This is a genomic window from Alcanivorax sediminis (genome assembly GCF_009601165.1).
Classification (GTDB): Bacteria; Pseudomonadota; Gammaproteobacteria; order Pseudomonadales; family Alcanivoracaceae; genus Alcanivorax; species Alcanivorax sediminis.
In genome coordinates, this window is record NZ_WIRE01000001.1 from 2,133,647 (window position 1) to 2,145,686 (window position 12,040).

9 protein-coding genes are annotated in these 12,040 nt (G+C 57.5%); 4 read left to right on the forward strand and 5 right to left on the reverse strand.

Features of this window, described 5'->3' with window-relative positions; translation table 11 throughout:
• Positions 1-45: 45 nt before the first annotated feature.
• Both GFN93_RS09750 and GFN93_RS09755 read right to left on the reverse strand, forming a co-directional pair.
• Positions 46-1,071, reverse strand: coding sequence for a GGDEF domain-containing protein (locus GFN93_RS09750; RefSeq protein ID WP_153500914.1), 1,026 nt, complete (start codon positions 1,069-1,071; stop codon positions 46-48).
• A 195-nt stretch (positions 1,072-1,266) separates the two neighbouring features.
• Positions 1,267-2,952: a hypothetical protein gene (locus tag GFN93_RS09755; RefSeq protein WP_153500915.1), complete on the reverse strand. Its 1,686-nt coding sequence runs from the start codon at positions 2,950-2,952 to the stop codon at positions 1,267-1,269.
• A gap of 153 nt (positions 2,953-3,105) precedes the next feature.
• Between GFN93_RS09755 and GFN93_RS09760 the strand changes: the two genes are divergently transcribed.
• Positions 3,106-4,935, forward strand: a complete 1,830-nt coding sequence (locus GFN93_RS09760; protein WP_153500916.1) for an ATP-binding response regulator — start codon at positions 3,106-3,108, stop codon at positions 4,933-4,935.
• On the opposite strand, the gene GFN93_RS09765 is transcribed toward GFN93_RS09760, so the two are convergent.
• Complete coding sequence (locus GFN93_RS09765; RefSeq protein ID WP_153501937.1) at positions 4,932-5,588, reverse strand: response regulator transcription factor; 657 nt, start codon at positions 5,586-5,588, stop codon at positions 4,932-4,934. The two genes, GFN93_RS09760 and GFN93_RS09765, sit on opposite strands and share 4 nt — an antisense overlap.
• A gap of 200 nt (positions 5,589-5,788) precedes the next feature.
• Here GFN93_RS09765 and GFN93_RS09770 point away from each other — a divergent pair, with 200 nt between their 5' ends.
• Together GFN93_RS09770 and GFN93_RS09775 are read left to right on the forward strand one after the other, a co-directional pair.
• The gene (locus tag GFN93_RS09770; protein ID WP_235901779.1) at positions 5,789-6,844 is read left to right on the forward strand and encodes an SDR family oxidoreductase; all 1,056 of its coding nucleotides are present in this window, start codon (positions 5,789-5,791) and stop codon (positions 6,842-6,844) included.
• 96 nt (positions 6,845-6,940) lie between these two features.
• On the forward strand, positions 6,941-8,653 hold the full coding sequence (locus tag GFN93_RS09775; RefSeq protein WP_153500917.1) for a neutral/alkaline non-lysosomal ceramidase N-terminal domain-containing protein: 1,713 nt from the start codon (positions 6,941-6,943) through the stop codon (positions 8,651-8,653).
• A 62-nt stretch (positions 8,654-8,715) separates the two neighbouring features.
• Here the strand turns inward: GFN93_RS09775 and GFN93_RS09780 are convergent, their stop codons facing one another.
• Together GFN93_RS09780 and GFN93_RS09785 are read right to left on the reverse strand one after the other, a co-directional pair.
• The gene (locus GFN93_RS09780) at positions 8,716-9,639 is read right to left on the reverse strand and encodes a YwqG family protein (protein ID WP_153500918.1); all 924 of its coding nucleotides are present in this window, start codon (positions 9,637-9,639) and stop codon (positions 8,716-8,718) included.
• Positions 9,640-9,712: 73 nt separating this feature from the next.
• The gene (locus GFN93_RS09785; RefSeq protein WP_153500919.1) at positions 9,713-10,768 is read right to left on the reverse strand and encodes an MBL fold metallo-hydrolase; all 1,056 of its coding nucleotides are present in this window, start codon (positions 10,766-10,768) and stop codon (positions 9,713-9,715) included.
• 223 nt (positions 10,769-10,991) lie between these two features.
• Here GFN93_RS09785 and GFN93_RS09790 point away from each other — a divergent pair, with 223 nt between their 5' ends.
• Positions 10,992-12,017, forward strand: a complete 1,026-nt coding sequence (locus GFN93_RS09790) for an AraC family transcriptional regulator (RefSeq protein ID WP_194285782.1) — start codon at positions 10,992-10,994, stop codon at positions 12,015-12,017.
• Positions 12,018-12,040: the final 23 nt, after the last annotated feature.

Below are 12,040 nucleotides of genomic sequence, written 5' to 3' on the forward strand. Positions count from 1 at the left end.
TGTCCCGCTGTCCATCTGCGAGGACATGCTGATGTAGGGATGCCTTTAGTTCACTATCCGGTTTCTACCGGTGGCCTTCGCCTCATACAGCTTTTCATCGGCATTGCGTGTCATGGCATCCAGCGTGTCTCCGTCAGCGCCCAGTTGGGCGATACCGCCGCTGACGGTCATGGTGACGGGGGTACCCTCCAGATCAATGGCTGCTCTGGCCAGCTTGTGACGAATTTTTTCGGCCACCAGACGCGCTTGCTCCGCGTCGGTTTCCGGCAGTAGCAGGCAGAACTCTTCGCCTCCCAGACGGGCGACCAGGTCGGTCTGTCGGACGGCAGTGCGCATCAGGTTGGCGAAGTATTGCAGGGCCTTGTCGCCAGCAGCGTGCCCCAGGGTATCGTTAATTCGCTTGAAGAAATCCAGATCGAGCAATACCAGAGACAACGGCGTGCCCTGTCGTTGATGGCGAAGACGCTCGAGATCGAAGCGGCCTTGCAGATGAGCCCGGTTGGGTAACTGGGTCAGGGGATCGGAATGGGCTTGCTGCGTTAACCGCTGCTCGGTTTGTTCGCGGGTAATTTCATATACGTGGGAAAAGGCGATCAGGCAAAGGGTCAGCACGCCAATATTGGCAAGAATAACCGGTTGCATCATGTCGGGATCATGACCGAAACGATGAAAAAAGATAGCGGAAGCTATGCCGATATACAGAAGCGTCAGGCCAAGCCCCTTTACCCGCCCGACCAGCAAGTGGGCAACAATGGGAATCAGGAAAATCCAGATGAAAATATTGGCGGTGGACTGGGGAGAGGCCATCGCCACCATCATGATGGTGAAGAACGGGAACAAGTAAGCCATGGCCCAGAATTCAAGCCGCTGGGTCTCACGAATAATGAAGAGTAGTGCCATTGAGTAGCCGGCCATGAACAGCTCTACAATGGCGACCACATAATTGTGGCGGCCGAAATTGATCCACGCAAACAGCAGTCCGCTGAAAAAAGTGATGATCAGAAGGGCGTTTAACAGGGCTTTGCGATAGGGGCGAGCCAGGTGTTGCTGGTAACCGGGCTGAGTGAGCATTGTGATGGCAGTTCCTGAAGGCAATGTGATATCCCTGCGCCACTATTGCGCAATTTTTATGCTATCAGAGGTTGTGGGGCTGGGATAGAGAAGAAGCGCGGAGCGCGTCAGAATGTCTGGGTGCGTAGGAACCAGGGAATGGACGGAAGAAAGGGTGACTGGCGAGGGCCGTCACCCTGAAGATCAATAATCCGACTACCGCAATGGCCTGCGGCGGCCGAGCAGAATGAGTGCAAACAGCCATAGCCCCACAGTGCTGGCACCACCACCGCCACCGCTGCTGCCGGTCGCGGAGGGTGTGCTTCCACTTTCACCTGCCTTGACCAGCTTGTGCATATGAGTGCCCTGGCTATCCACTCCCACGGTGACAATGCCGGCAGACGATGCACTTGCCCGCTGCCCGAAATCACCCTCTATATTCGGTTTGCCTGCCAGCAGATGGAAGGTCTCCAGGTCCTCGCTGGCCAGGAATAGCTCCACACTCGAGCCGAACGAGTCCCCGATTCTGACTGAAAGCGACAGGAAATAGAGGCCGTCCTGCTGACCGGCCAGGACCGGGTACCACTCAAAAATCTGATCTTCAAACGCTTCGGGTAACACCGACAGGGGAGCCCAGTTAATGCCGCCATCGTTGCTCACATAGGGACCGTCTTTGACCAGCATGAGAATTCGTTCCCCTTCGGCAAAGAGGGCAAGGTTGTAGCCAGGTTGTCTCTCCGGGAGCAACTCGGTCCACGCCTGGCCGTCTTCGGAGCGGTAAAGATGAGTGGTAGGGGGAGGGCCATCCACAGTCTCCTCCCGCAGCAAGTACACGGCGTTTCCAGCGGTCTGTAACTGAAAGACATTGGCGGTGCTGCCTTCCGGCATGGCCAGCACCGGACTCCAGTTACCCTCGGCGACTTCGCTGCTGACCTGGCCATCACCGGCGGCGATCTGGGTGCCGTCCGGTAGTACCGCATAATGCTGGACGAAGGAAAGTCCGGTATCGGTGCTGTTACTCCAGGCCAGGGCATCGGCGGAGGTGTAGAGATTGCCGCCCAGGCTGGCGACATAGTCACCGGTGACCGGGTTCTCGTGCAGGTTGAGGCCGCCATCGCCGGTATCGATCACCTCGGACAACTGCCATGCCTGGCCATCGGTGCTGACCTGGGCCTGCAGTCCGTTTTCAGTGAAGCCCAGCCCGACAAGGCGATCATTGCGGATGAGGGGGGCCGAGCTCAGGAGTTCAGGCTCAGCCGAGGTGAGCGTGCCGTCAGCAGCACGCAGATAGAAATGTCCGTCATCGTCATTGTAGAAAGCCAGACCATCGTTGAAGGCATTTGGGCCTGCAGTAATGTCACCAATTTCAGGGCCGGCGCCGCTGAGGTTGAGAGGCTCCCAGTAAAAGGGTGCATTGGTGCCTGCCGCATTGACCTGTTGGGCGGCAAAGCGCGTTAGCCCCGGGTTTTCCTTGCTGCCAGAGACAATGGTGAAGATCAGTGCAGAATCATTTTGTCCGGCGAATTGCCAGGTGATTTCACCCTGATCACCGAGCTGATAGTCGCGCTCGGGTTCGTCGTGGCAGTACCAGCTGTACCCATCCCTTGGCAGGGTATCTTGCATATAGGTGCTTCGACCGGAGTTCTCCCCCGGTGTGCTGGTAAACGACACCGAAGAAAGGGTGCCTTTGACAAACGCCCCGGTGGGGCCGCCCCATGCTGTGGGCGCATTGATGCAGGCATAGGCCACGCCTTCCACAGGGCCATCTGTGTTGATGAAGCTACGGCTGATGCTCAACGTACTACCGGCAGCGTTGTTGTGATTGAGTTGTGGTATGTCCGATTTGCAGCCCAGTAGAGCAAGCGTGGTTGCACTGGTCAGGATGGCGCAGCGACGTAACATGGTATCCCCCCAAGGTCTTCGCTGAGAAAGTGGTTTGCTTGGGGGTTATACCGGTTTAGACACAGTAAATTATCCCGCAAAAGTATGAACTTGGTTCGTGGATCTGTGATTAATGAGAAACCCGGATAAGATGGGCTTATCAGGGGAGGGGTAATGGGAAAGAAGTTCTGGGGGGAGTTACCGGTGGATACGCAGAGTGGCTCAGCGGACGAGTTCACAGCTACGTCAGACACCGATGCCATCGATCGGCAAATCACGCTGGAGTCCGTTGGCCAGTTAATGACTTTGGCCAAGGGAACAACCTTCCCGAAATTTGCGGTCGTGTTTCTGGCGGCAGCGGCGCATTACGACAGAGTGCCGTTACCCGGGCTGATGGTCGCGTCATTGGTGATGTTGGTGGGCATCCTGTACCAGGAAATGCTGGCAAGGCGATTTCTGGCGAAAGAGGTATCCGCCGACAAGGTCATGAGGTGGGAGCGCCGCCTTGTGCGAAGCTGGCTGTACATGGGCACGTGCTGGGGGATCGTCATTGCCAGCCTGTATCAGGCCGACTCCCAGGTCCAGCAGATCTTTCTGGTGACCATTGCGTTGGCGTTGGGAACCGGGAATATCATTCCTGCCCATTATTGCCTGCCATTATTTCATGTCTATGCAGCGCCCATCTTCATTGCTCTTGGTGGCAGTTTTATTTATCAGGCTGTCGCAACAAGCGCCCCCCTCTATGCGGTGCTTGCGGTGGTGATGGTGTGGGTGTATCTGGCCGGCTCCGGATTTGCGCGGATTCTCAATCAATCACTGCGCGACCAGATTCGTATGCGGTTGGAGAGTGTGTCTCTTTCCCGGGAGCTGAGTAAGGAGCGCCGTGAGGCAGAGCAGGCGACGCAGGCCATGTCTCGCTTTCTGGCGGCGGCCAGTCATGATTTGCGCCAGCCGTTGCATGCTTTGTCCCTCTTTATTGATGTGCTCAGGGACGCGAGCAGTGACGAAGAACGTGCGACGCTTTTTCCCAGAGTACAGCTGTCACTGGACGCTCTGCGCAAGCTGTTTGATGCCTTGCTGGATATCTCCCGGCTGGACGCCAACATCATCAAACCGGATTACAGTCATTTTGATCTGCAACCGGTACTGCTGGCATTGGCAGAGGAATATCGAGCTGAAGCCGAGAAGAAGCAGCTGGAATTGAGGCTTTGGACATCCCCGGCTGTGGTGGTCAGCGACCGGCTGCTGCTGGAAAGAATACTTCGCAACCTGATAGGGAATGCGGTGCGTTATACCGATCGCGGCGGGGTTCTGGTGGGGTGCCGGCTGCGGCAGGACAGAGTGGTGGTACAGGTCTGGGATACCGGGATGGGTATCCCGGAAGAAAGTAAAGACGACATTTTTCTGGAGTTCCACCAGTTACATAACGTCCACCGTGATCGCAATCAGGGGCTGGGGTTGGGGCTGGCCTTGGTGCGCCGCCTGAGCGCTTTGCTGCAGTTGCCACTGCGAATGAACTCAACCCAGGGAAAAGGCTCCCTGTTTGAGGTAGTGGTGCCCCGAGGAAATTCGGCGCTGGTGGAGTCTGGTTTTGGCAAGCCAGTAAACCGGCGATGGGAGCTGGGGGGGCGACATGTTGTGATTATTGATGATGAGGTCGAGATCCTGGCTGCCATGAAGACACTGCTTGGCAAGTGGGGCTGCAAGGTGACTGCGGCAGCCAGTCTGGCGGAAGCGAGGGAGGCCCTGGCGCTTGGCGATCAACCACCGGAGCTGGTGTTGTCCGATCTTCGTTTGCGAGATGGCGAAAGCGGGGTGGATGCCATCGATGCGCTACGCGGGGAATTCGGTGACCACCTTCATGGCATCCTGATTACCGGGGACACAGATCCGGGCAAGCTCGACAAGGTAGCAAAGAGCAATTATGAAATTCTTCAAAAACCGGTCAGGCCTGCACAGTTGAGAACAACAATGCACAACGCGTTGCCGGGAAAGAGCGTCTAGTTTGATAACAGGCCTCTACGCTCTGCGTTCTGAACACAGGCAGTGCGGTTATTGGCAGAGAGCAATACAAACAAGGCACTGACATGGGATTTCACCGTGTGCTCGGTGAGAAACAGGGTATTGGCAATTTGCTTGTTTGATAAGCCTTGGGCCAGGAGCTTCAATACTTCGTACTGACGGCGTGTGATGCCGCTTTCCTTGACCGCAGGGTTATGCTCGGCGGTGCGAGGTTCGCGTCGTGAGGCCAGCCTGTCGAGCTGGCTTTCCAGGTGCTCAGGCAGGTAGATATCACCTTCCAGCACCTGGGAAAGGGCACTCCGCATCTGCTGGCTGCTGTAACGTTTCGGAATAAAACCCAAGGCGCCCATATCCATGGCCGCCTTGATCTTGGCGAGCTCTTCTTCTCCGGACACGATCACCACTGGCAACCGAATCCGACGGTTGTTCATGCTTTGTAGCAATGCGAGTCCATCCATGCCCGGCATGCACAGGTCGATCAGCGCCAGGTCAAATTGACTGGATTGATCCAGTGCATCCAGGGCGGACTCCACTGTATTGGCCTCGGTGATGGTGGTGCCGGGCTCCAGCTTTTCCAGCAAATGTCGTATCCCATCCAGAAACAATTGATGATCATCAACGACCAGAATGTGCATGTTCACCCCGCGCTATCCTTATGCCGCAATTAGAACACAGTTTGAAATCACAGGATTCATACTAACGAGTGAGCTGTCGGCAGCCCGGGCCCGGTCATGTACTGAACGTGTAAAAACTGCCAAATTGGCACAGCCACACCTGTGCTACCCGCCAGGGGGGTGTTAGTTTCAGTTTCCCTTGAATTTTGCTGGAGAACCCCATGTCCCAGGCCCCTTCCACCGTAATGGTCACCGGCGCTTCCGGTTACATCGCTGGCTGGATCATCAAGTACCTGCTGGAAGCAGGTCATACCGTTCATGGTACGGTGCGAAACCCGGATAAGGCTTCCAGTGTGGCTCACCTCCACCAACTGGCGGAGCAGTCCCCGGGCACCCTCAAATTGTTCAAGGCCGATCTGCTGGATGCCGACAGTTTTGATGCGCCCATGCAGGGCTGCGACATTCTGATGCATACCGCCTCCCCCTTTGTGCTGGACGGTTTCACCGATGCCAATGAGGCCCTGGTGCGGCCAGCAGTGGAAGGTACACGCAATGTGCTGAATGCGGCCAATCGCTGCGAGACGGTCAAGCGGGTGGTGCTTACCAGCAGTGTGGCATCTGTGTACGGTGATGCCACCGACAAGAAGCGAGGCGCATTTTTCACCGAAGAAGACTGGAATACCTCCAGCAGTGTTAATCACAACCCGTATCAGTATTCCAAGGTGGCGGCGGAGCGTGAGGCCTGGAAGATCCACGATGCACAGTCTCGCTGGGATCTGGTCACGATCAACCCGGGCATGGTCTATGGCCCCTCACTGACCAATGCCAGCAACTCCGCCAGTATCGGCACCTTGCTGGATATGGGCCGCGGCAAATTGAGGACCGGGGTGCCGGATCTGGTCTACGGGGCGGTTGATGTTCGCGAAGTCGCACAGGCCCACTTGCTGGGTGCCTTCACCCCGGAGGCCTCGGGCCGTTACATTCTGGTCAGCGAATCGGTCTCCATGCTCGATATTGCAGCGCTCTTGCGGAAGCAGTTTGGTCGCCATTATCCGTTCCCGAAGATGAAAGTTCCCAAGCCGGTGGTGTGGCTGTTTGGTCCCATGATGGGCCCGGTAACACGCAAGTTCATCAGCCGTAACGTGGGCTATCCGGTGAACTTTGATAACAGCCGCAGCAAAGCGCTGGGGGTACGTTATCGTTCTGTGGGTGAAACGTTGAAGGACCACTTCGAGCAAGTACTGGATGACGGACTGGTAAAGCGGCGTAGCGCCTGATAACGAGTGCATGCCATAGCCCGCCATAAAAAAATGGGTTGAAGATGGGAATTGGTTTCTGGTACGTTCGTCCAAAAAAATGGACAAGGAAGCATCATGCACTATCAGGTGGGCTGGGCTAAGCAGAAAATCGACATCGTTGCCTGTGGCTATGCCATGCATGGGTATGGTCAGCCCGGGCACCGTGCCTACGGCACCCGCAATCCGCTGTTTGCCCGCGCCATCGTCATCACTTCAGATGACGGTGCGCCCTTGCTGTATTGCTGTCTCGACCTGGGTTACATCACCCATGCCATGCGTCAGGGAGTAGTGGCGGCGCTACGTCAGCGGCTTGATGAGGCGTTTGATGAAAGTCGTCTGGTGCTGACGTGTACCCACACCCATTCGGGGCCGGGTGGTTGTGCCCATGAAGGGCTTTATAACCTGGTTACTCCCGGGTTTGTGCCCGCCCACCTGGATGCCGTGGTGGAGGCTGCGGCAGGTGCCCTGAACACGGCGCTTGAGCGTCAGGCCGCCACACAGATCCACTATCGTCACCAGGCCCTGCCGGATCAGCTGCCGGTGGCCTGGAACCGTTCCCTACGGGCCTATAACCGTAATCCCGACATCACCCCTTACCCGGCTGATCAGACCCATCTGGCGCTGGATCGCACCATGCATCTGGTCAGTTTTCACCGTGAGGGCAGGGTAGAAGCGATGTTGTCGCTGTTCGGTGTCCATGCCACCTGCCTCGGCAATCAGCTTGATCATTACGATGGCGACAACAAGGGCTACGCGGCCCTGCATGCGGAGTCCTGCCTTCGCGCTCAGGGGGTTAAGGAGCCTGTGGCCATTTTTGCCCAGGGCACTGCCGGTGATGTGTCGCCGCACTATCACGGTCCGGGGGACCGCAAACGTCGCCGCAAGCTTCGCGGAGAGGCTGAGTACGCCTATGCCCGGCAGAATGGTCAGCGACAGAGCGAGCACGCCTTTGCCATGCTTAAAGAGCCTGGCGAGGCAGTGACGGGTGAGCTGGATGGGGTGCTGACCTATGTGGACATGAGTGATCAGGCCGTGGCTCAGGAATTTGCCAACGGCGAGATGGGCGCCCGCACCAGCGCACCCTGCCATGGGGTGGGTTTCTTTCTGGGGACTCCCATTGATGGACCGGGCATGCCCGCGCCGTTGGGCTTCGCGGCAAAACGGCTGGCACGTGCTGAACGACGTAAAAAACTCAAATCCGGCGCCGCGGAGCAAGCCGAACATCGCAAGCTGTATGACAGTCAGGGCCCCAAGGACATTGTGCTCAATGCCGGGCGCAAGACCGTGCTGGGCTATACACTGGATGCCATTCCGCTGCCCGATCTGGCTGATCCACTGGTGGCAGAACTCAAGCGCCAGGCAAAGCGGGGGGCATTAGCCCGCAGCCCGATGGTGCCGTCCGTTCTGCCCCTGCAAATCGTGCGCCTGGGCAACTTGCGTCTGGTCTGTGCGCCGGGGGAGTTCACCACGGTGGCGGGCGCGCGTCTGGTGGCAGCAGTGACTGGCGCCCTCTCTTTGGGGCAAGACGACATCTGTTTGATCAACACCTACTGCAATGACTACATGGGATACGTCACCACGTTTGAAGAGTATCAGGAGCAGGCCTATGAAGGAGGGCATACGGTGTATGGTCAGTGGACGCTGGGGGCCTTTCAAACCTGTTATGTGGCGTTGGCGAGGGCGCTAAAGGCATCGCCTGACCAGCGCCATTACGATACCCATACCCTGCCGGCCATGGTGCCCGACAGCGAGCTCGCCCTGCGCTGCAGCTTGCCGCCAAGAACCTGAAGCGACGCTGATTGATTCGCCGGGGGCGAGCGTTGGGCTTCAGGCCTGGGACGTCGAGCCGCCTAACAACAATCCCAGTTGTACCAGACCCGTGAAAAATCCCGGCGGGCAAGATCATCTTTGTGAATAAAAAAATTCCCCACACCGCTGTCTCCCCACATGATGTGCACCCCTTCTCCCTCGGTAGTGTCCATCTGGAACAGAAGCAGCCAGTCGCCTGGCGTTTGCCCGTAACGGGGATCGTCCTGGGTAAAGGTGGCATAGCCACCCAGGTGGCAACCCTCGGCGCTGTAGTGATCATAAAGCGCATCCAGTGTTTCATCGGGAAGATCCTGACTTCCCTCCACCAGCGCATCGAAACGGTGATCTGTCGGCGCCGGTAGCATGCTGTCAGCCTCGAATCGCAGGGCATAGCAGCCGTCCACCGGTAAAAACACTTCCTGGTTTTCATCGCTGGTGTCATGACGTCGCAGCAGCGACGGCTCCTGAGCCACCTCTGGGTGGTAGACCACGCGAAACCCCAAAGGGGCTGTGCAGACGGCAACGATGTCCTGACCGGCAGACGGAAACTGCAATCCCATCAAGTCTTCATTGGCAATGAAAAACTGCAACATCCCGGTATCAGGATAGCCCTCCAGCGATGGCATTTCGTCCAGGTTCAGCTGCGCCAGCAGATGCAGCGGCTTACCGTCGGGGGTAGTGGGATAGGGCAAGTCTTCAGGCCACCAGGCGTGGCCGCCAAACCGGCTTTGCCGGGGTGTTGCCGGCGCCTCGGCAATGGGGGTAATGCGCACCACCGGCAGGCGGTGTGGCTCAAGTTGTGCAGGAAGGGACTTCAGCCATTGATCCGCAGCGTCATCCGTCAAGGTAAGGCGTTTTGCTTGCCTGCCAGGTGTGGAAGTTGAAGCCTGCTTCTTATGTTCGCGCCACAGAATGAACGCCACCAGAACCAGGACAGCTCCGGTGAGAATGGCTGATGCTGACATGAATGATTCCCCGGGTTTTGGTCCTCAATATGAGGCATGCAAAAACCCGGGGCAATCCTGATGTGTCTGCGGATCAGTCAGGGAGTTTCAGCTGGCCGTGATGGGCTTCACCCACATAGAAAGCGGGCTTGGTGCCAGGGAACGCCCAGAACGGTGTCATCTCCGAAGACGGGAATACGTTGGGGAAGCGTGGATCCCGTTTTGATGGGCCGGCAATGGTCTTTTCCTGCACCATGGAAATGTACTGATCTACAGAGTTTTCCAGGGTGTTGCCGTTGATGATCACTTCCGTTCCCAGGGTCTTGGCGTAGTCCGCTACACCACTGGCAGTGGACAGTTCCGGCGCGTAGGCATCCACGCTCACACCGTTCTCACTGGTCACCCAGAGGCCTTCATCGGTATGAACCACAATGGAGTGGTTGCCTTCGGTGTGGCCAGGTGTGTGTACCAGCGCCACGCCATCGCCAAGCATGATGGAACCGTCGAACTTGATAACCTTGTCGTCAGGGATGCCGGCAATGCCATTGGGGCAATACCAGTCTGCCTGATAGGGGTTCAGATCCAGGGTGGATTCCCACTCACGCCAGTGCACCAACAGTTTGGCATTCGGGAACAGGGCCGGTTCCATGTTGGTACCCAGCCAGCGGCGCACGTCCTGAGTGTGCAGGTGATCATAGGTGATGTAGTCAATGTCCTCCGGCTTGAGTCCGATGGAGGCAATGATCTCCGGGACGGTGGTCTGACGCTTCACGATCAGATTGGACAGCACCTCAGGGTTCTTGTCCTGCAGGCGTCGGAAGAAAGGCGTCTCGCCACCTCGCTCATGGTCGGAGGGGGAGACCAGCAAGGTCTTGGTCCCTTCTGGAGTATCAAACTGAACCACAAACAGGCGATTCTGAAGATGGATGAACTCCACCCACCTTTCGCGGGAGAAGGCATTACGCAGACCATAACGGGATGGGTAGGGGACACGCACCAGATCGAAGGAGCGGAAGTAGCGGGCCTTGGGGCCAGCCAGCATGGCCTTGCGGAAATCGCCGGCGGCGGCGCGGGTATCTTCTACCCGGCTTTGTTGCCCATGAGCGTCGCGGGAACCGTCGAAATCGGTGATCTGTTTGAACGTTGTCATTATTTTCTCCCTGATACGTAAAACCAGACTGCGCGGCAGAAACGTTTCGGTGTCCATGATGCAGTCTTGCCTGCACCCGCGACCAGTAACGGTTTGTTCTGTCAGATGAAAACGCAGTGTCAGCTGGCCCGGCAGTATGGCGGCTTACAATCTGCCTGACTTGACAGTGACTGCCACCAAATTTAACACTTTACGCCAAATTGGCCATTCAACAGAGCGCGTCATGCCCGTCTCCCTGTCGCCCCCCAAAGCGGCCCCCCGCCGCCGGATACCGGCCAGCTTTGTACTGGCACTGTATGAGTATCTGGATCACAAAGGCATCGACAGTGAGGCGTTGTTGAGACTGCCGCGGCCGCGAGCGGATAGCCCTCTTAATGCGGATATTCCCATCGAGGATTGGCGCGAGCTGCTCGAATGCGCGGGCGATCATCTGCAGGATCCGCGCCTCGGCCTCAATCTGGGGCAGACCCTCGGCCCACGGCATATTGGGGTTCTGGGCTATGTGGTGATGGCATCGCAGAATCTGGGTGAGGCGCTGGATCGCCTGCATCGCTACCAGCGTTTGATCTATGACGTCACACCACTGGAAGTCCGTGCCATTGGTAGCAGTATTGAGCTGGTCTGGGACGCGGAACATGGCCGGCCCGGACCGCTTGTGGATGAAACGGCCATTACTGTGATCGTCCATCTCTGCCGAAGGTTGACTACAACCGATCTGACTCCCCAGTGTGTAGCCTTTATCAACCCATGGCCCGATGACCTTTCTCCCTACGAGGAATACTTCGGATGCCCGGTGAAATTTGATCAGCCGGAAACCGTGATTCGGCTGGACATGGCGACTCTGATGCAGCCGTTGCATACGGCGGATCCCGCCATGCTCACCATGCTGGAAGAGCAGGCGGATTCGCTGCTGGCACAGTTGCCCAGCGAATCGCCGCTGGTGGATGAGGTGCGCCGGCGCATCGGCAGGATTCTGCAGGATCACAACCCCGATATAGCCTCCGTCGCCAACGCCATGGGCGTGTCAGTGCGAACCCTGCAGCGGCAGCTGTCTGACGCGGAGACCAGTTTCCTCAAGGAACTGGCGGCGGTACGCCGGGAAATTGCCGAGCGCTATTTGCGTGAGACGCGTCTGGGGCTGGTAGATATTGCACTGCTCGTCGGGTATTCAGAACACAGTGCCTTTACACGGAGTTTTATTCGCTGGACAGGAATGACACCGCTGGATTACCGGCGCCAGTTCATCTGACCACACAACAGGGACGTGATCGC